16 protein-coding genes are annotated in these 21,794 nt (G+C 33.6%); 9 read left to right on the top strand and 7 right to left on the bottom strand.

The genetic code is table 11. The features are described 5' to 3' along the window. Positions 1 to 12: 12 nt before the first annotated feature. From ASM33_RS07575 to ASM33_RS07560, 4 genes are all read left to right on the top strand, one after another. Entirely contained in the window at positions 13 to 612 is a 600-nt protein-coding gene (locus ASM33_RS07575; RefSeq protein ID WP_110409705.1) for a BON domain-containing protein, read from the top strand. Positions 613 to 975: 363 nt separating this feature from the next. Beyond that, on the top strand, positions 976 to 2,037 hold the full coding sequence (gene gshB, locus ASM33_RS07570; RefSeq protein ID WP_110409706.1) for a glutathione synthase: 1,062 nt from the start codon (positions 976 to 978) through the stop codon (positions 2,035 to 2,037). Between the two features lie 225 nt (positions 2,038 to 2,262). Further along, positions 2,263 to 4,815, top strand: coding sequence for an AsmA family protein (locus tag ASM33_RS07565; RefSeq protein ID WP_110409707.1), 2,553 nt, complete (start codon positions 2,263 to 2,265; stop codon positions 4,813 to 4,815). 98 nt (positions 4,816 to 4,913) lie between these two features. Further along, on the top strand, positions 4,914 to 5,600 hold the full coding sequence (locus tag ASM33_RS07560) for a hypothetical protein (protein ID WP_110409708.1): 687 nt from the start codon (positions 4,914 to 4,916) through the stop codon (positions 5,598 to 5,600). Positions 5,601 to 5,771: 171 nt separating this feature from the next. Here ASM33_RS07560 and ASM33_RS07555 read toward each other — a convergent pair whose 3' ends face one another. After that, a complete protein-coding gene (locus ASM33_RS07555) occupies positions 5,772 to 7,022 on the bottom strand; it encodes an MFS transporter (RefSeq protein WP_410543255.1) in 1,251 nt (416 codons plus the stop codon). A gap of 165 nt (positions 7,023 to 7,187) precedes the next feature. On the opposite strand from ASM33_RS07555, the gene ASM33_RS07550 reads away from it, so the two are divergent. The 3 genes from ASM33_RS07550 to ASM33_RS07540 all read left to right on the top strand — a co-directional run bounded on the left by ASM33_RS07550 (position 7,188) and on the right by ASM33_RS07540 (position 11,055). Next, positions 7,188 to 8,252: an ankyrin repeat domain-containing protein gene (locus tag ASM33_RS07550; RefSeq protein WP_110409710.1), complete on the top strand. Its 1,065-nt coding sequence runs from the start codon at positions 7,188 to 7,190 to the stop codon at positions 8,250 to 8,252. 156 nt (positions 8,253 to 8,408) lie between these two features. After that, positions 8,409 to 10,667: a hypothetical protein gene (locus ASM33_RS07545; RefSeq protein WP_110409711.1), complete on the top strand. Its 2,259-nt coding sequence runs from the start codon at positions 8,409 to 8,411 to the stop codon at positions 10,665 to 10,667. A gap of 103 nt (positions 10,668 to 10,770) precedes the next feature. Beyond that, positions 10,771 to 11,055 carry a hypothetical protein gene (locus ASM33_RS07540; protein ID WP_110409712.1) on the top strand — a complete coding sequence of 95 codons (285 nt, stop codon included), beginning with the start codon at positions 10,771 to 10,773 and terminating at the stop codon, positions 11,053 to 11,055. Between the two features lie 28 nt (positions 11,056 to 11,083). Here the strand turns inward: ASM33_RS07540 and murJ are convergent, their stop codons facing one another. The 5 genes from murJ to ASM33_RS07515 all read right to left on the bottom strand — a co-directional run bounded on the left by murJ (position 11,084) and on the right by ASM33_RS07515 (position 16,243). Beyond that, complete coding sequence (gene murJ / locus ASM33_RS07535) at positions 11,084 to 12,571, bottom strand: murein biosynthesis integral membrane protein MurJ (RefSeq protein ID WP_110409713.1); 1,488 nt, start codon at positions 12,569 to 12,571, stop codon at positions 11,084 to 11,086. 66 nt (positions 12,572 to 12,637) lie between these two features. Beyond that, positions 12,638 to 13,831, bottom strand: coding sequence for a pyridoxal phosphate-dependent aminotransferase (locus tag ASM33_RS07530; RefSeq protein ID WP_110409714.1), 1,194 nt, complete (start codon positions 13,829 to 13,831; stop codon positions 12,638 to 12,640). Between the two features lie 155 nt (positions 13,832 to 13,986). Next, positions 13,987 to 14,715 (bottom strand): IS4 family transposase, encoded by a 729-nt coding sequence (locus ASM33_RS07525; protein WP_110409534.1) that lies wholly within the window; start codon positions 14,713 to 14,715, stop codon positions 13,987 to 13,989. After that, positions 14,709 to 15,110 (bottom strand): hypothetical protein, encoded by a 402-nt coding sequence (locus ASM33_RS07520; protein ID WP_110409715.1) that lies wholly within the window; start codon positions 15,108 to 15,110, stop codon positions 14,709 to 14,711. The genes ASM33_RS07525 and ASM33_RS07520 overlap by 7 nt, the downstream gene beginning before the upstream one ends. Before the next feature lie 308 nt (positions 15,111 to 15,418). Then, entirely contained in the window at positions 15,419 to 16,243 is an 825-nt protein-coding gene (locus tag ASM33_RS07515; protein ID WP_110409716.1) for a CPBP family intramembrane glutamic endopeptidase, read from the bottom strand. A gap of 279 nt (positions 16,244 to 16,522) precedes the next feature. Between ASM33_RS07515 and metG the strand changes: the two genes are divergently transcribed. Both metG and ASM33_RS07505 read left to right on the top strand, forming a co-directional pair. After that, complete coding sequence (metG, locus tag ASM33_RS07510) at positions 16,523 to 18,067, top strand: methionine--tRNA ligase (RefSeq protein ID WP_110409717.1); 1,545 nt, start codon at positions 16,523 to 16,525, stop codon at positions 18,065 to 18,067. 110 nt (positions 18,068 to 18,177) lie between these two features. Further along, positions 18,178 to 19,164 (top strand): integrase core domain-containing protein, encoded by a 987-nt coding sequence (locus ASM33_RS07505; protein ID WP_157956349.1) that lies wholly within the window; start codon positions 18,178 to 18,180, stop codon positions 19,162 to 19,164. Positions 19,165 to 19,221: 57 nt separating this feature from the next. On the opposite strand, the gene mutS is transcribed toward ASM33_RS07505, so the two are convergent. Then, a complete protein-coding gene (mutS, locus tag ASM33_RS07500) occupies positions 19,222 to 21,633 on the bottom strand; it encodes a DNA mismatch repair protein MutS (protein WP_110409718.1) in 2,412 nt (803 codons plus the stop codon). Between the last annotated feature and the right edge of the window lie 161 nt (positions 21,634 to 21,794).

The raw sequence follows: 21,794 nt of genomic DNA, 5'->3' as shown, positions 1-21,794 counted from the left end.
TGGAAATCAATAATGCGATTAATAACAAGCTTCTTACTCATAATTTTTCTGATTACACAAAGTGGTTGTACGAGCCTGATAATAGGTGGGGTGATAGCTACAGCGACAGCAACGGCTGTAACAATGCAACAAGATAAATCCTTGGGTAATATTATTGATGATACAACCATGGTAATCAGAATTAATAAAGGGCTTTTAAAACATGGTCTATTTTCCTCCATAAAAGTTAAAGTAAGTGAAGGGAGGGTGTTGCTTATAGGAAACGTTGATACTCCTGAAAAGCAGCTTACAGCAGAAAAAATAGCTTGGCAGCAAAAAGAAATAAAAGAAGTAATAAATGAAATAAGAGTTACACCAATTAACATGAACTCTATATTAGACACTACTGCAGATGGTATGATAACGGCGGAAATAACAACAAGACTTCTTGGAAAAAGAAATATAAAATCAATTAATTATAGTGTTAACACGGTAGACAGAGTTGTTTATTTGATGGGCATAGCGCAAAACAAAGCGGAATTAAAAGCTGTAATAGCAATTGCAAGAAAGATAAATGGAGTGAAGCAAGTTGTAAGTTATGTGCGGTATAGGCATAGTAAATTACGTCATTAGGTAGAATGAATTGAGTGTTGGTGTCGGTCATCCACATTTGTCATACAAGTGGCCCGTCTATTGTCATCTCTGTATCCTTCTCCTGTCATCCCAGTGCGTGACACTGGGATCTAAGTTTATGGAAAATTGTTATATTTATATACTTGCAATGGAAAATCGATTTAATTGAACAAGAAAACCAAGATAGGAAAGATTTATATGATGAAATTATTAACTAGATTCCAGTGTCGGAGCACTGGAATGACACCATCCTCTTATGCAATGGGCAACAGATTCTCGGAACATATAATATACATGATAAAAATAAGATGGATCCAATTGTCACACTACTTGCATGACACCGTCCTCAGTGAGGGAATATAAATGAAAATTGCTTTTCAAATGGATGAGAGTATAAACTTTGAGGTTGATACTACATTTGCACTAATAAAGGAAGCACAAAGGAGAGATCATTCTATCTATATATACACTCCTAATAATTTAGCACTAAAATTGAATCAACCAATGGTGAAACCGATATCGGTGTCATTCCAGCGCGTGACGCTGGAATCTAGAGGGAACAGGAATATTGATCCGAGTAGTCAAGCTATTCAGATGACGGGAGAGAATTCTGGAATGACAGATGGTTGTCCAATTGCTCTAGCTCAGAAAGTCACAGTTGATCATTCTGGATTCATTTCTAAAGAAGATGTGGCAATCAACTTGAACGAAATGGATATTATATTTATCAGACAAGATCCACCATTTGATATGCGCTATATCACAACAACCTATATCTTAGAAAAAACTAGTGCACTCATAATCAATAATCCAACAGAAATAAGAAATTATCCTGAAAAGTTAATAACTTCGCTGTTTCCAGAATTAATTCCACCAACTCTGATCACTGAAAACATATCAATGATTAAAGATTTTTACTGCAATTATAAGGATATTATCCTGAAGCCATTGTATAGCTATGGTGGAAATGATGTAATAAGAATACAAGATGAAAGTAGCATTCAAGTGGTAGTGGATCTCATGATAGCAAAATATGAATGCCCATTAATTGCACAATCGTTCTGCAAAGATATAGAGAAAGATAAAAGAATATTGTTACTAAATGGTGAACCAATTGGTGTAATGAAACGAGTTCCAAAAGTGAGTGGGGAAATCAGAACAAACGTAAGACTTGGTGCAAGTTTTGAACAAGCTCAAATGAGTGATAGAGATAATGAAATATGTAGCAAAATTGGTCCTGAGTTAAAGAAAAGAGGGCTAATATTTGTTGGTATAGACATTATGGGTGATTTCCTGCTTGAAATTAACACAACTTCACCCACTGGAGTGGTTTATATCAATAAATTATACAATAAATCACTAGAAAAAGACCTCTGGGATGCGTTTGAAGAAAAAGCACAAAGAAAAGCAATAGATCTCGTGTGAAAAACACTAAAAAGCGTATAAAATGAAAAATATTTCCTCTTTTTTCCAAAAATTGTTATATTCACCTTTGTTACTGATTCTTATTTTTTGTAACATATTTACCATTAATTGGTTAAATGCCTACTTTGTAATGAATTTTGTCAGTAGCTACTAGTTTTTATAGCTGTGATTGAGCAAATCTATTCCTGTGTAAGAGCACTGGGGTTATACCATAAGAGATCTATTATGAAACTTTCTTTATATACTGCATTATCAATCTCGCTGCTAATTATTCTCATGCACGTTGCGGCAATTTTTAAGGACTGGAGTGGCTACAAAGGATATATTATACAGGAATTAGAGGAAACATATGATGCTAAGATACGTATTGGTGGAAAAGTTGAAGTTTCATTAATTACTCCAAAGCTTACTATTCATAATGTTTATATACAATATAACCAAAACAAAGAGCAAAAGTTATCAGATTTAATTAATGTAAGTAAAATCGAAGTAAGGCCGTCACTCTTATCGTTATTTTTATTTTCACTACAGCCAAAGTCAATTACCTTGCTTGGCATGAAAAGCAATAAAGAAAATTTATTTAACGTCATGAGTGCAAAAACCAATAGCAGAATAGTTGATGTAGCAATAAGAGACAGTCAAATAAGCTTAAAGAATAATTTTGCTGATTATGACAATGTTGTGAATATAAAAGAGATTGTTGTAAAAAAAAATAGACAATTATTTGGTGAAATAAAGATAGGCAATGATTATTATGATTTTTCAGGGAAAATTAACATCACAAAAAAGAATGTAAATATTAATGTTGAGTCAAATTTTATAAATTTACTATTTACAGGTAAAAGAAATAAAGAAGACCTTCAGGGTAATTTAACACTCATGGTTAATAATAATTCGGATTCCATAAGTAATTTGGTGAGAGCTGCTAATCTTAACTTCCTTTCTCATATTATTCCTAGTGAAGATATCAAGATATCATCGAATATCAGCATCAATGAAAACGAATTTGCAGTAAATGATTTAGAAATTAATTCCAAAAGTATTGAGGCCAGCGGTAAAATACAAAATAATAGAAAGGATGGTCACACTAATGTCAATATTGGCTTCAGCAAGGTTGATTTAGATTTCATACACAGTGACTCAAAAAAAACAACGGATTTAAAGGAATTTCTAGAATGTTTTAGAGAAGTTGTGCCAAAGAATTTGAGCTTAAATTTTAATATGGAAGCTTCTAATATTAATTACCAAAAAAAAGTATTAGATAACTTTCATGCTGTACTAAAATTTGCTGATGGAAAAATAAAAGTTAATACGCTTCTTAAATTTCCTGGAATTAATAATATATCTTACTTATCAGGAAAGGTCTCAAATAATAATACCCTATCTGAATTCAACGGTGATTTGCTAGTTGAAGGAAATGATTTCGGGTCGTTCATTTTATGTTTTTTTCCTTCTATAAAGATGGAGGAGAGTCAGAAAAATCAATTCATGTTGCGTTCTAAATTACACTTTGCGCCAAGAATATTATCTATCTCGGAAATTAAATTACTAAATGACAAAGAATTTTTGGAAGGGTCAATTAAAATAAGTCACACAAAGAAACACAATGTGATTGATGGTGGGTTTAGCGTACATAATCTTAATACAGATAAATATAATTATTCATTATTTAGCAGTTTATCTAAGATAGAATGGCTAAAAAATTTGAAATACGACGGCAACATAAAGATAAGTGTTAATGACTTTACATTGAATAATACGAAAATTAAAGGCTTAGACTTTTTACTCAATATAGAAAAAGGTAAGTTAAATGCAGATAAAATAAAGCTATATGGAGATGATTTCAATGTAGCTGGTAATGCAAAAATATTAATGGATCAAAAATACACAAAACCGCTGTTGGACGTTAATCTTACTGGCAGTAAATTTAATGGAAATATTTTTAAAATACCGAATCTACTAGAGAAAAAAATAAATTCAAGAAACGAGATAAATCAAATTGGGTGGTCAACAGAACAATTTAATTTTTTGGATAATAAAGTAGACTTTGATGCAAATGTACAAGTCAATATCGCAGAATTTAAAACTGAGCAAAGTATTTTGAAGGACTTTAATCTTGATGCGATGATGAGAAACAACACTATTACTATCAGACAGGTAAATTACTCACTAGAACATGGACAAGTGTTTTTTCAGGGTTATTTAAGATCAAATTCAATGTATACAAAATTTTTTATTGCAAATTTGGATACTAAAAGGATTGGTAATGTTATAGGAATTGACAATGTAAATGGTCAGGTAAGCTTAAGTGGTACAATCAAGACTCAAGGCAAAAGCTTTCATGATTGGGCAAATAGTTTATCAGGAGATGTAAATTTACAAACGCAAGGAATAGAATTTACTAATGTGGATTTCAATTCATTTATCACTAATTTGCTAAGCAGTAAGAATAAATCTGAAATTTCCAAATTTGCTCATGTTGATATATACAATGGGCAGACGTTTTTTGAAAATGTTAGCGGAAAAGCAAATATTAGCAATGGCACATGTTCAATTAGTTTACAATTCGGAATTGATCAAGCATCAGGGTCAATCTCTTCAAATTTAACCTTATCTAACTTCGCTTTAATTTCTATATTCAGGTTCTTTTTCATTCCTCCAGATCAAAGTAGCCCAATATATGTAGACATGCATTTGGACGGTCCTCTTTGGCGCCCTAAGATGAATTTTGACATAGAGCAAATATTCATTACTTTGGTTGGAAAACGGAACAGTTAACTTTATTAATTACTTAACTATAAAATTAAAGTAATGCTTGACGCTTCATTAATATTAGGTTAAGATATTAGTATTATTCTAATATATAGGTAGAAAAGATGGTTAATATATTAAGAAGACCTAATCATTTTGAAGGATCATATCCTGAAGATAAACAGGTCATAAAAAATTACGATACTGAACCTTTTGAAGAAATTTCTGATGAAGAATTGAAAGCAGTCAATACTGAAGTTTTTGAAGAAATTCGTGATGAAGAAGGATACAAAGGATTCACTGGCATCAATGATTACAGTACAAACATTCCTGAAATTGACTATGTGATTTCCACATCAGGAGCAATTTACGATACTTTTATGAAATCTGCATTATTATGCGGTGAGTATACAGGTGAGTATCTACCATGGGGTCTAAAAGCTATTTCTAACGCAATAAAATTTACAGAAGAAGCAAATATAAAGGTAAATGGTACAACTATAAATGTGCAAAAAACTATTTCAAGCTTTTTTGGGCGTGATATAAGTTTTATTCAACAAGCTTGTGATAAAACTCATGATGCAATTGAGCCTACTTGCAAGAAAATGAAAGTGTATTGTTTTGACAGAATAGTCGGTGCTGCATACAAACAAGGTAAATGTATAGATGAATCTCCTCAAGAATATGATGACGAACTCAAAGAACTCGTCGATGACAAAGAGCTAAATGAAATTCGTGCTGAACCTGATACAAATGTAAGCAATACAAACACTACTCAACAGCTAGGATTTTTTTCTCGTTTTTTTGCTTAAGAAAATACAAATAAATGCCATGAATCACCAAAGACTCTTGGCATTTATTCAGCAATAAGCAATAGACCTCTGCATAGCGCTCTTAATATCAAGAAATACCATTCTAAAAACAGCATAGAATAAATATGAAATTCAAATAAGTAACAAAAGCAAGAAGTTTATTGTAAAACCTCACCAGTCGAATTTTTTATCTTGTGGTTTTATTTGCAATATTGCCACTAGACTGATTAATAGACAAAATATTATGTAGAGCCCAGCTGCAAAATTGATTTGAGGAAATTGGATGGTGAGCCAAATGCATATCATAGAAGTAAACCCTCCATGGAGCGCAAAAGAGATATTGCGCGATAGACTAACACCACTAAATCTAACACTTGTAGGAAATAGCTCAGACGTTACTATTCCTATGGGATTTATACCTCTTTCCAATATTGAAAGAGCCATTACACTGAGCATAATCGCAAGATAACTTTTATAGTAATATGCAATAGATAACATAGGACAACATAGTATCATTGTAATCACTATAAACACGATTGTAGTGCGCTCTTTCCCAACTTTATCAGCTAAAATTCCAAGTGCGATTGAAGATATCGGCATTAATATGCTGGTTATAATAGACACAATCTCGTTGATATATGTTGTTACGTACACTTCCATTGATACTATCTCTTTTGCAAGTGTTCGAAGGAATACAGCAAATCCAACAACGACGTTCACAGGAACCGATATCAACACAGCAAGTATAAGAGCCCTCTTGTAGTGCTTTACGAGTTCTATTATTGGCAAATCAGTTTTTTTCTCCTTTTGATTTGCCTCATACACTGGAGTTTCTCCCAATATATATATACTATATGCACTAATTATTCCCAAAAAAGCTGAAAAAACAAACGGGAGTCTCCAACCCCATGCGTTGAAGTCAGTAGTTTTTTTGCAGATGATTACTATCACTGCGGAAAGCAAAATACCAATAGAGCGACCAAAACCTATTATTCCAAAAAACATTCCTAATTTTTTTTTCTTATTAGATAAATGCTCTATGAGATAAACAGAACTGCCTCCTTGTTCAGCGCCAAGTGCAATCCCTTGTGTAACATGAATTGCAAGGAGTAATATAGTAGAAACTATACCAACTTGATCATAACTTGGAATAAATGCAACTAGACTTGATGGTATCGATATTAGTAAAATGGCAATCGGCAATGCTATTCTTCTTCCATACCTGTCCCCAACGTGACCAAATATGAAAGCACCAAACGGCCTTGCCATAGCACCTAGCCCTGCTATGCCGAATAATTGCAATATGTTGTGATAGACATCTTTTGCAAAAAAAAACTCCCTGCTGATTATGTTAACCAAATCAATAAAGAGCATATGATCATACCATATTGCGATTCTGCAGAATATGTTTGAGATCAACACCTTTGCTTGGCGATTCAGCACTAGAGATTTATAAATTATTTACTTATTTAATTCTGACTACTTTTTAGAATTTAGTAAACTGATTCATCTTATACACTGAGCTGTAGTTGACTTTTTTCCATAATACATGATAATTAAATATTGTGAAGGTTAGAGGTAAAATTAATGTTTTGGGAAAGAATATTACGTGATGTTGATGTTTATGCGGATTATCATCAAAATGATATAATAAAAAGAATAAAAGAGGGGTTGCAAGAACATCGTGAATATACAGAGTGGAAGAAGCATCACTTTAATGTGAATCATAAATTCGATTTTGGGCAAACACTACTACATTTGGCCACCATGTACAACTGCCAGAAACTAGTAAATGCCCTATTAAAAATAGAAGATATAGATGTTAATATAGTTGAAGGACGTGGTAGTACTCCTCTGCATTATGCTTGCATTGGTCACAATGTAGAGGTAGTAAATTCTCTGCTAAAAAGGCAAGACGTAGACGTGAATGTAGTGGATAATGATAGATATGCTCCTCTACATCGAGCTATTAGCGGTAATAATATAAAGATAATAAATTCTCTGTTAGAGAGAAAAGATATAGATATCAACATAGCAGATGAACATGGAAATACTCTTCCACATGTAACTGCTAAATTTGGAAATGCAGAAACAGTTACAACTTTACTCAAAACAAAAAAAATAGGTGCTAATGCCATAGATAAGGATGGATGTACTCTTTTGCATTCAGCCGTTCAGTATGGAAATGTAGAAGCAATAAACGTGCTAGTGCACGCAGGTGCAGATGTTAATGCCATAGATAAAAATGGTTCAACTTCTCTACATTATGCCGCTAAGGATAATGAAAGAAAGATTATAAGTATTCTAATGCTAAAGGGAGCAGACCCTTCATCAAAAGATAAAAATGGTAACACTCCAATAGATCTTAACAAAAATGGATATATAAAACAGCTTGTAGAGAAGAAGGCAGTTATAAAAGGTCTTATTGCTGGTTGTTCAACTGCAATATCATGTTCTGCTATAGCAGCAGTACTCTTTACAACTGATGCTGTTGCATCTGAATCACTAAATATACCAAGAGCAATAGTTATAGTTGCAACATTAGCATTTGGAGCTAGCGGTGTTACATATGGTGTATTAAAACCCAGTACTAAGATTGATGGAGCAGAAGAAGTACAAAATGTGAATGGGAATGGGCAGAACGTAGCATAGGAAGCAATGGATTTATGTACGTGGTACGAAAATTGAAAAAATTAGAGTGATAGTTTAAATGAAATAAATTTATCGCGCGTAGGTTTTGTTGAGATTGACAATTGCTAAGATGTTAGGTAATATCATTACATATGTTATTATTCAATAGGACAGAATATGAAAACAAGTCATGATAATCAAAAAGAGAAATACACTCAAGAAGAATGGAATAGATTTGTTGAGACAAAATGGGATAAATTTATTGATATACAAAAGAAGGAATATAATAGAGATGGGATACTTAATGAAATAGAGAAAACGCGTTCAAGAGAACGTGAGGCATTTCAAGATGTTCCATCCAAGCATGTGATTCCACCAATCTTAAACAAGCACCTAAAAGACAATGTTGTTATTCACTCAAGTAATGAATTTAAAGAAACAGCTGGCCCTAGTACTAATGATGCAAAAACTGTAACCTATAAAGATAGCACGTGCAATGGTACCAGATTTGTAGAAAAACTTCAGTCTCTGGAAGAAACAGTTACAGAAGTTATTGCAGGTATTTTTTATCATAATGTACTGCTTTATGATAGATCACCTGTATTCACGTTAGTAAAAAATCCTGGATGCGAAACTCACCCACTAGCACTAAAATCGAAATTTCTAGATAATTTTGTTACATTGTGTGAATATATGCATGAAAAAAAGGCAGAAAAACTCTTACATCTGGTATGTAAAAAACTTAGTAATGAAGATGGGCAAAATGAGTTAGCAGTATACATGGCTACTTCCCTTTACACTGTAGGAGAATTGAAAGGCTTCATTAAGAAATTCCAAAAAAAAATGAAAGAACCTGAAGAATTTCTTGATAATATTCTGGAAAAGTTAAGTGATGAGCATATTATAGAATATTTAAACAAAGAATACGCTGAAGGAAAGCTGGATAAAAATAAATATGATGGGCTTAAAGAAGATCCTGAATATACCGAATTGCAAGGATTGCTTGAATTGAAAGATATATTAGTCCAAATATTTGAACAGTGTAAAAATATGGAGAGAGAGGCTGTATATGAATTGCTCTCTTGGCCTTTGCAAATTTATATTAAAGAAACAGATAATAAAAGAAAAGAATTACTAGGATCATTAAATTCTTGGAGTGAGAAACACTATCAAAATGGGCCTTTGATAAAAAAAACAAAGGAAGAAATTAGAGAATTAACTTTATTATACAAATCACTTAATACAATTCCTGCTAGGCTTAATACCGAGGAATTTAATAAAAAATTTCTAGCTGAAATAACAAAAGAAATCAAGAAAGCGAAAGGCATCAAAGAGGAGTTGATTAATTGTATAAATCAAGAGCTTAATGAAGAGGTAAGTGGTATTGAAAAAATTATAACCTCTATGATGCTGTTAGGTTACTATGACTTGCATGGTGGAAACATAGGTGTTATGGGTATTAAATGTGAAGATGGCAATAAGATAGCTAAAGAGGTATATGGAAAAGTAGACATGACTTCTTCGTTTGATAACTTAGAATATACAAATTATCTTCAGTATATAGAAAGCTTTGAATACATGATTAATCCTGAGGTTAAAGATGGTTACAATACGGAATGGCGTACTGTTGTTAATTACATCAAATTAAGTGAGGAAATAAAGGAAGCGACTGGTCCAGCCATTCAAAATATTGAGTATGTTGAGTCTCTAATACATAGAGCTTTATTTTATGAAAAGCCATTACTTAGGACAAAAAAAGAGTTAGATCTGGTAACCGAGTTAGCAGAGGCAATAATCAAACAAGCAGGTTTACTAAGACAATTTGCAAATAGTGAAGAATTTTGGAATTTGAAAGATTATATTGCTTCTGGTTATAAGAATTATATAGCTTGGGCAGTAGATAACGATAAAAAAATTCAAGGTCAAGATCCAATAACTTACGTAATGGACAATAATTTACTTGACTCCTTAATCTGGAAATTAAAAAGTCAAGACAATGATAAAAGAGAAGAATATTTCAACTGGCTCAAAGCAAATACACATAATACGTTTGTCCAAAAATGGTTAGAGCAATATTCTCTTGTTAATCTAGATAGCTTTCAAGATCATAATGATTGTATCAAGTATTGTAATAACGTAAATGTACAAAGAGAAGGCTATGATCAACCTCTAAAAAATAAAGATAAAAGTATAATTAAAAGGCTTACTGAAGCAGTTAAAGCTAACTTAAATTATAATTCACCACAAAATGAACAACGCAGAAGATGGCCTATAGTAGAAGTTACAAGCCCTGCTATTGATACACCAGAAGAAGATCCAAAAAAGCCTGCAGAACAAGTGGAAAAGCCTAACCAAAATGTCGAACAAGCAGCTCCAAGCAGTACTATTGATCTATCTGCAATAGATACTAAAACAACCTGTAACAGGAAACGGTGAGAAGAAGCAGCCCAGAGCACCAATACGTAATCATGTTGCTCCTTCAGAACTAGAAAAGAAAAAGGTAAGTTTTGCAGATGATGTAAAAACGCAGAAGGAACCATTGAACCAGCAAGCAAAATCCAAAAACAACAGCAACCACCATTATATATTCATTGGTGCAGCAGTTGGTTCAGTTATAGGTTTAGCTTTAGGATCAGGGCTAGCATGTATGATAGGAATTACTACTTTAAGTCCAATCGCTACTGTATCAATATTTATTGGAGCTGCTGTTGCTGGTGCTTTGCTTGGAGCTGGAGTAGGTTGTTGTGTAAGTAGATGTTTTGATAAGCCTAATGTGGAAAATATAGAAGCAGTAAGAGAGGAGGCATGTGCTACAGTATTATGAAGCTGTTTGTTGTGCATTTAGATTACATTTATATATGTTTAAACTTTCCTCTAAGTATTAAATAAAAAGTGCTAAAATATGTAACGATACTAAAAATTATTAAAGTTGCTAAATAAACAACACGAACAAGCATTTTATCGAAAAACAACACTGCAGATAAGGAATTAAAACCATAAAGCGCTATTGACATAACTATTGTAGATATGAAAATTTTTATAATATTTAATAATAGCGTTCTGCTCACTCTATACGTTCTATTTATTTTTAAATAACTAATAAGCAAAATAGAGTTTATCCAAGTGGAAATAGAAGTAGCAATTGCAATTCCTGTGTGTTGATAGTTACTCATTAACAAAAAATTCAGTACAACATTAATTCCAAGGCATATTAATGAGAATATAGTTGGTATTTTCAGGCTGCCTTTAGCAAAAAAGGTTGGTAGTAGCACTTTATTTATAATAAATGCTGGTAATGAAAGAGAAAATGCTATTAGCGCTGAAGCGGTCTGCTGTACAGCATAGAGATCAAATTGACCATAGGAGAAAAGCGTAACTAAAATTATATCAGGGATAATGATAAAAGCAGCAGTTATTGGCATAATTAATATTAACCCAATATTCAGAGCATTATTTTGTATTTTGATTATGCTTTCAGTATCATTCACCTGCTTTGAAATTAATGGTAGAAGCACTGTACCGATTGCAGTACCAATCACTCCCTGTGGCAATTGATTTAACCTGTCAGCATAATATATATAAGATACTGCATTTGGTATAAAACTTGCCATGATTGTGTCAATCCACACACTTATTTGCATTACACAATTGTTGACAGTTGCAGGTATAACGCGCTTAAAAAATAACTTTACTTTGTCACTCAATTCTAAACTAAAAGAAAAAATTGCCTTTAACTTGTATGCACTAAACATTATCAAAAGTAGCTGTAAAATTCCTCCTATCAGCACAGCTATAGAAAGGTTGTGCGCAGGAGTTTCAATGTAAGGTAAAAATAAACTAATAATCAAACAGAGGTTCAAAATAATTGGTGCAATCGCTGTTGAGGCAAAATGCTGATTTACTTGCAACATCCCTCCAATAAGAGATGCTACTGAAACAAAAATTATATAAGGCAGCATAATTCTTGAAAGAGTAACAGTAAGAGCAAATTTGCTTTGATCAAATCCAGGAGTAAAAACTTGAACCATATAAGGCAAGGAAATTTGCATAATAAGGCAAAAAATCACCAGGATAATGAGCGTGATAGATATTACACTACTTGCAAAGTTAAACGCCTTTTTTTCATCATGCGATTCTGCTGAATACAACGGTATGAATGATGTGGTAAATGCCCCTTCCGCAAAAAATGCACGAAATAGATTGGCAAAACGAAATGAAGAAAAAAATATATCCGCAAGAGAAGTTGCACCGATGACTGTAGCAATGAATACGTCCCTTATTAAACCTGAAATCCTTGAAATGGCAGTAAAAAAACTAAATGTGAAAATACTCTTAAACATTCTTCAATTTTTGCCGCTCTTGATAGCAAGAATCAGCATATTTTATGCTATCTTTCTTTTGCATATCTATTTCAACTCCTCACATGCCTTAATAATGCTACTGCATCCAATTTCCAATTGTTCCTCCGATGTTGCATAAGAAATTCTAATAAAATTTTCCATACCAAAAGCAATTCCTGGAACTACAGCGACTAAATGATCTTCTAGCAAATATTCAGCAAAATCTAAATCATTATTTATTATTTTGCCATTTTTTGTTTTCTTGCCTGACAAACCTTCGCATGAAATGAATAAATAAAATGCACCCTGTGGGACTATTACTGACAATCCAGGAGCGGAGTTTAGCTTTTCCACCATGAAATCTCTACGACTTTTAAAAATCTCCGTTCTTTCTTTTAAAAAACTATGGTCACCATTTAGTGCTTCAACTGCTGCTGCTTGGGCTATTGAATTTGGGTTAGAAGTGCTTTGAGATTGCAGTGTAGAGATAGCTTTTACTACATCACTTCTACCAGCAACATACCCTATCCTCCAACCTGTCATTGCGTAGGCTTTCGACACTCCATTAACTACAAAAACCCTGTCATAAAGTTTTGGCTCAACCTGAGCAATGGTAAAAAACTTTTCGCCATATATTATATGTTCATAAATGTCATCTGTAACGATATTTACATGTGGATGTGCAAGTAATACCTCTGATATGCTTTTCAATTCGTCATACGCATATACTGCACCTGCAGGGTTATTTGGTGAATTGAGAATCAACCATTTAGTTTTTTTTGTTATCTTGCTTTTCAACAATTCTGGTGTTAGTTTAAAATTTTGTTTGCACTCAGCAATAACTGATACACCACCAAAAAGGTTAACCATATCAATATACGAAACCCAGTATGGAGCTGGAATAATAACCTCATCTCCAGAATTAATTGTTGCCATAAATAAATTAAACAAGACCTGTTTAGCACCAGTGCCGACACAAATCTGGTTTGCTGTGTACTCAAGATTATTATCTCTTTTTAACTTATTGATTATTGCATCTTTCAGTTCACGTGTTCCATCAACAGCAGTGTATTTAGTTTTTCCTTCATTTATTGCCTGAATAGCCGCCTTTTTTATATGATCTGGAGTGTCAAAATCTGGCTCCCCTGCAGCTAAAACACAGATTTGTTTCCCCTCGCTTTTTAATTTATTTGCCTTATCGGTTACAGCAATTGTAGGCGACGGTTTTATTAATGACATTCTTTCTGCTAGGTCCGACATAATCTCAATTTTAAGCTAAATTCAGATGATAAACTCTGCACAATAAAAAAGCTAGGGTTTTATAAATTGTATAAGCAATAGAGTAAGTAGGGTGTCATGCAAGTAGTCCTTCTCTTGTCATCCCAGTGCGTGACACACAAGTGTACGAACGTTTGTTATGGAAAGTGAAAAAGGTAATAATCGTAGACTTTTTCTGGGTTTCCACCACAATATTCAATGACAGGTTTTAGGATTTCAAGCCTGAGTTCATTCATAAAAGCTCTCCTTGCAAACTTATAACTCTTGATTTCGCTGCGTTTTCTGTATTCTGTTAATAAAACCGAAGCAATAAGAATCATGTATAGTGTGACCAAAATTGTGTTTTTGCTATGTCCAAGAAAATGCTTCGTGTTGAGCTCCTGCTTGATAAATTTGAAGAAAACTTCTATTGACCAGCGCCTTTTGTAAAGAGCGCAGACTTCTTCAGCAGACATTTCATAAATATTAGTCAAAAATGTGAGAACTTCGCCATTCTGTCGATTTTGCGCTTTAATTAGCCTGATTTCAAACGACAAAAATCTTGAACCTTTTTGCCCCAGCCTGACTACTACATCTTCCATTAGCTCAAGCGTTCCAGTCTGCATGCCTGCAACTTTTCCGTGGATACGCACAATTTGATAACGAATATTATCGTTGCCACGTGTGATAAAATGTATGCCTTTATCTATAAACTCCTCGAAAGTTGCACGTTTTTGCAGTCCTCGATCAAATATGCAAATCGACTCTTGACCGTGATTTAAAATCATTTCCCGGAACGATGTGCTGTCAGAGGAGCCCTTGGCTTGAGTATACAAGTTCAGCAACTTTGCAAACCTGCCGTCAGTGGCAACGGTGCACTTTACCATATTCTTTGCACCACCACGCCATGGTATGCAGATTGCAGTAATTTGCTCGATAACTGCAGGGTTGTGGAATCTATAATTAATAGCTTTTCTTGGTCTTTTTGGTTACAAAAACTTTGTAAAACGAACGAAAAAATTCTTTCGAAGTACTTAATTGGTATCGTTTTTAAGCGGCTTGCCACCGATGAATGGCGCGTATTCAGGCAAAACATCCGACGATAATTTTCCTCGATAGTCCGCAAGCTCAGCTCGTTTTTCTCCAATATGCTGTACAGCAGTAAATTAAATATATTTTCTCCCGTAAGTTTGCCCACTTTGTAATCAACGCCAACCGCTTTGCCTATTTCATCTAACACTGCTTTCGGCAATTTTGATATTATTTCTTTGTAATAAAACACACTTCACACCCTAATTTTTTTCCTATCTTATCGCTAAATTAGACGTTCGTACAGTTGTGTGCGTGACACTGGGATCTAGGTTTTATGGAAAATTGTTATATTTATATACTTGCAGTGGAAAATCGATTTAATTGCAAGAAAAAATCAAGATTAATATGATTTGTATTGCGAAATTAAGAGAGATCCCAGTGTCACGCACTGGGATGACAGAAAGGAAACACAGGGATTACAAAAGAATTGTGATGGAATGACAAAAAGTAGGCTACTTTTGGATAACAACTGACGCGAATTGCCCTCGAAATTTTATGCTACGAATCACTCAAACGATGTCCTCGAACTTTATCAAACCAAATAACACCAACTCCAACGATTAGATAAGAGATTGCTAGCGATACCAGGCCATATACTGTCATATAATTTGGTACTGGAAGAGTCATTGTAGTAAATAACATCGGAATAGTCTGACATATATAATTTGTTGTTGCATGAAGAATAGTTACTGGCCAGATCGAATTATCCTTTTCAAATAACCATGTGAACAGTAGAGAAGCTGAGCAAGCGGAAGCCATAAAAACAAAAGCTACAGAAAGAGTAAGTCCATCTTTCCAAAGCATCGGACCCACAGCTTGCCAGAGTGGCATATGCCATAATCCCCAAATAAAACCTATAACAATTGCTCTTGCATAAAAATTCGGTATTTTGGTCTTAAGCTTTTTTAGCAGGTAGCTGCGCCAACCAATCTCTTCACCAAGAGATGTAATAATTAGCATCACAAAATTAGATAGCAATATAAATAATAACATTACCGCGCTGAAGTCTTTTATTTTTTCTAATGTGTACTCTACTTCCCACGGAAGCTCTAACAGATAATAAATAAGTAAAACAATGATACTATTGATCAAATACAAAGTTACTATAGGAATTATAAAACCTAGAAAACAGTTTCTCAGTGAACTACGTTTAAAAAGATCTCTTATCTTTTCTTTGTTATAAATTGTTAAACCCATTGCAACCGTAGCTGGAATAAATGTTGCTATGGATATTACATATTGATTACCACTCCAAGCTACTATGCACGTTAGTACATATGTAATTATAACGAATAATATACAATTAATAGTGGTTGAGTTCATATGTACCCCTAAATTCCTTTTTCGCATTATTGATATTTATTTAAAAGTTGTCAATAGAATGCGTATTCAGGTATGAATAGAGTATTTTTTCCTTTTGAATTACTATTAGTAATTGAATTTTTGTATAAATTTTCTTTCATCACTGTTTGTCATCGAATTATGTGACCTTTACCTTCAAAGCTGTAACATTAATAATGTTCTATTTATATTGATCCAAACAAAAATTCTCTCTACAACTGCTTGATCTTTTGGTAGAATACCATAAAACAAACCCCTAATATGAGTTTTACGACGAAGCAGTGTGAAAATCTTTATATTACAACACCAATATATTACGTAAATGATAAGCCACATATTGGTCATGCATATACTTCTCTTATTTGTGATGTGGTTGCAAGATTCATGAAATTAGCTGGCAAAAGTGTCAAATTTACTACTGGCACAGATGAGCATGGACAAAAGATTGAAAAAGCAGCTAAAACAAAGGGAATGCATCCAAAAGAGTTTACAGATGAAGTAAGCATTTCGTTTAAAGAATTAGCTGAATTCATGAATTTTCAATATGATGATTTTATTCGTACCACAGAAAAGCGTCATGAAAAAGCAGTGATAGCTCTGTGGAATAGACTGGAAGAAAGAGAACAAATATATTTAGACTCCTATTCAGGTTGGTATTCAATTCGTGATGAAGCATTTTACCAAGAATCAGAATTAATAGATGGAAAAGCACCAACAGGCGCTGAAGTTGAATGGGTAAAAGAAGAGAGTTATTTTTTCCGATTATCAAGTTGGCAAGATAAATTGCTCAAACTATATGAAGATCAGCCGAATTTTATTTTTCCAGAGAGTAGAAAAAATGAAGTTATATCGTTTGTAAAGTCAGGACTTACTGATCTATCAATCTCTCGCACTAGTTTTAACTGGGGAATTCAAGTGCCTGGTAATGATAAACATGTAATTTATGTGTGGATAGACGCGTTAACTAACTACATTACGTCAGTGAATTTCCCAAATATTGAAGACAATGAATATAAGCAATTTTGGGCAAATGATGATTGCCTCAGTGTTCATGTTATTGGCAAAGATATATTACGCTTTCATGCTGTCTATTGGCCAGCAATTCTGCTTGCTGCGGACTTGCCATTGCCAAAACAAATTGCAGTTCATGGTTGGTGGCTGAATGAGGGAGAGAAAATATCTAAATCTCTTGGAAATGTCATAGACCCAATTAGTCTGGCTGCAGAGTTTGGTGTTGACCAACTACGTTATTTTCTTCTTAGAGAAGCAAGTTTTGGTCAAGATGGCAACTTCAGTAAGAAAAATATGATCAGTAGAATAAACTCAGAACTTGCGAATAACATAGGTAATTTAGTACAAAGGACAATTTCATTTTTACACAAGCAATGCTCTGGTATTGTTCCAACAGTTGATCAGAATTTACTTAAAGGTAATGAGAATTTACCGAATTGCAAAGCTATACTTGATCAAGTGATGAACCATCTGTCCAAGTATGAATTCAATCATATTATACTTTTAATTATCAACATCTCCTCTGAAGCCAATGCATACATAGACAAAAGTGCTCCTTGGAAATTAAGTAAAACTGATAAAGATCTTATGAATTTGGTGACTTATAAATTATTGGAATATGTAAGAATAATTGGCATTTTGTTACAGCCAATAGTTCCAAAATCGGCAGAAATGATACTAAATCAACTGCAAATTCCAAAAGAACAACGTAATTTAGAGTCTTTATGTGATATGCACATAAACTCAGGTGTTACACTGCCTGAGCCTAGGCCAATTTTCTTAAGGTTTGATTGAGTATCCATCAGATAGTCTATTTTTTACGGTATAGCTGAAATAAGTAAGATTTCCCGACTGTAAAGGTCAACTAATTCGATGACAAAAATGTTAAGATAAAAGAAACATTTTTGAGGGAGTTAGGTATGAGAAGAAACACAGAAGATAAAACTTTAGAGAGAAATTACCAAAGTAAATGGAGATTTTTGATCAAAGAATATGAGCAAACAAAGGCAAAAAAGCATCCATTTTATAGATTTGTAGGCGATTTTTATCACGCTAATGGAATCAACAGACAAACATTCTGTAAATATTATAATAGGTATAGAAATAGCGGATTAGAAAAAGAGTTTTTACCAAGAAAAAGAGGTCCAAGATGGGAAAGTAGAAGAACAGATATTGAAATAGAAAAAGCAGTTATAGAGGAGCGGAAAAAAGGGATAAATAAATATGAAATTTGTGCTATACTAGCAAAAAAGTTGGGCAACAAAACACCTTCTCCATCTGGTATATATAATATTATTAAGAGAGCCGGCATGAATAAGTTGAGCACAAAAGAAAAAGAGGTGAAGAGAAAGATAATCAGGGAAAAAGCTGGAGAATTGGCACATATAGACTGTCATTATTTGAGTAAAGATATGATAATAAATGAGAGCAAAAGATACTATTTAGTGTGTGTAATAGACGATGCAAGCCGTATAGCATGGGCAGAAGTTTTAGAAAATATTCAGAGTCTGAATGTAATGTTTGCAGTGCTCAGATGTTTTAATTATATAAAGCAAAGTTACAGTATTCAGTTCAAAGAAGTAATGACAGACAATGGACCAGAGTTTGCATCAAGAAGTAATTTGGATGGACATCCATTTGAAAGAATGTTAGTTGAAATTGGCTTAAAGCATTTATATACAAGGCCATATAGACCACAAACAAATGGAAAAGTAGAGCGCTTTTGGCGGACTTTAAATGATGATTTGATTGAGGGAACAACGTTTGAGACCGTTCAAGAATTTAAGGATGAATTGTTTAGATATTTAATTTATTACAATGAACACAGGCCGCATCAAGCTCTTGGAGGTATTACTCCTTTGAGCTTTTTGCAAAATTTGTCAATGAATTAGTTGACCTTTACAGGGATGACAATGGAAGGGCTACTTGGATGATAATTGCTTGGAAAATTAAATCTTTAGCTCCTCGAATACTTCGCTTGCTCTATTTAAAACAGAGTCAGGAAAGCCAGCAAGTTTTGCCACGTGTATTCCATATGACTCATCTGCAATTCCTTCGATTATTTCGTGCAAAAAGATAACTTCTCCGTTCCACTCTTTTATTTTTACGCAAAAGCATTTCACATTCTCCAAGTATTCGCTCACTTTAGTTAGTTCGTGGTAATGAGTTGCAAAAATTGCTCTGGACTTATTTACATTATGAATATGCTCAATTACTGCTTGAGCAATGGAAAGGCCATCGTATACTCCTGTGCCTCTACCAATTTCGTCAAGTATGACTAAAGAGCGATCTGTTGCATGATTGACTATTGTTGCTGTTTCAATCATCTCTACCATGAAAGTGGAATGGCCGGCTGCTATATTATCAGTTGCACCGACTCTGCTGAATACCTTGTCAATTACTCCAATATGTGCACTTTCTGCAGGTACAAATGATCCCATGTGTGCTAGAATCGCAATTAAAGCGTTTTGCCTTAAAAAAGTGCTTTTTCCAGCCATATTAGGGCCAGTGATTAAATGGATACCAGCTAAATTGATGCTGTTTGCAATGAATTTGTTATTAGCTTCAACTACTGGATGTCTTCCACTCAAGATGCTGAACTCTTTACTGTCATCAATGGTAGGCTTTACATAGTTATTTTGTACCGCAAGTTCTGCAAATGCAATTCTGATATCAAGTTTTGCTAAAGCATTTGCAGCAATGGCAATTTTTTCAGATTCTTCGGCAATTTTACTGCATAATTCAGCAAAAATTTTTATTTCCAAGTTAATTGCAGCGTCACGTGCAGTAAGAATTTTACTTTCAAGCTCTTTTAACTCGGTAGTAGTATAACGGAAACTATTTGCTAAGCTTTGCCTGTGAATGAATATATCTGAAGTCACTTTGTGATTTGCTGAAACCTCAACGTAGTAACCCAGTATATTATTATGCAATATTTTGAGGGCTGCAATGCCGGTCAGATCTCGATAAGACTCACGGAGTTTAGTTATCAGCTTATTACTGTTATTTAATATATAAGATAACTCAGATAATTCCGAATCATATTTTGGATTGATGAACCCTCCCTCTTTTATATTACCTACATTATTGTCAAACACAGCGCTACTTAGAAGCTCAAACAGATTTTTGTGATCACCCAGGTTTTTGTGTATGAGGCTAAGTTCACCATCATTTGATTTTAACTGAGATAAAAATTCAAATAGCTCTAAAATCTTTCCGAGACCTGTTTTCAATAAGTTTATATCCTTTGGTGAGCCGCGTTCTAGCATTAAACGCGATAGCGATCGTTCAATATCTGGAATATTGGACAATATTTCCCGTATTTTCTTGCGTGATTCATGGTTATTTACGAAAAATTGTACAGTATTTAGTCTGAGATTAATTGCTTTAGGACAAACAAGAGGTGATGCAAGCATTTGCTTGAGCAGGCGTCCACCTGGTGCTGTTACTGTGTGATCAATAACTGAGATTAGCGAACCTTTCTTTTCACCAGATTGAGTTGAAAATAACTCAAGATTTCTCCTTGCTGAAGCATCAATTAGCATGAAATTTTGCTGCTTGTATGTTTTTGGAAGCTCAAGCATTGGAACCGAGCCCCTCTGCGTAGCCCTAATATATTCAAGTAGTGCACCACATGCCATTATTTCCACTTTACTGAAATTTCCTATCACTCCAAGCTCTCTGACTTTATAAAACTCGCATAAAGTTCTATGAGACTTGTTATATTCAAAAAAGCTTTGTGCATGCTGCGTAACTGATATTTTATAATTTTTTAAAATTGATCTAATTTTTTCATTCTCGGTAAGCTTTTCAGAGATCAATAACTCTCTTGGTGAAATGCGTAATAAATCACTATCCAGAGTGTTTAAATTTGTTACAGTGTGGAAAAACTTTCCAGTTGATAATTCAAGCCATCCAATAGCATATTCATCATCTTTCTCAACTATAGACGCCAAATAATTATTGCTTTTATCCTCTAATAATGATTCTTCGATAATTGTGCCTGGTGTTACAATTCGCACTACATCGCGCTTTACTATTGATTTATAGCCTCTCTTTTTTGCTTCATCTGCAGTTTCGAGTTGATCACAAACTGCAACTTTAAACCCTAAGTCTATTAGCTTATGCAAGTAAGATTCACTGCTATGTGCAGGAACTCCACACATCGGTATCTCCTGCCCATTTGAATTACCCCTCTTGGTTAGCACTATGTTTAATAATTTTGCAGCTTTAATAGCATCTTCAAAGAATAATTCATAAAAATCTCCCAACCTATAAAACAGCAGATGATCCTTATATTGAGCTTTTAGACTTAAATATTGCTCCATTACAGGAGTATTCCTTTCCTTAACAAAATTCATAATATTTTAAATATATGCTACATTAGTAATAAATTAATTGTCGTAGTATTATAGAGTATATTATATGCGTATATGTGAGTAGAACTAAATTTATCAAGTTTAAAATAGGTAAGCCTTGTTTGTCTTGGTTGTAAGAGTTTTATATATAGTTAAGTAAAAGC

The sequence above is a fragment of the Wolbachia endosymbiont of Folsomia candida genome (genome assembly GCF_001931755.2).
In the GTDB taxonomy this organism is placed as follows: Bacteria; Pseudomonadota; Alphaproteobacteria; order Rickettsiales; family Anaplasmataceae; genus Wolbachia.
Note: the sequence above shows the minus strand (reverse complement) of the source record. Positions and strands in the feature narration are given on the sequence as shown.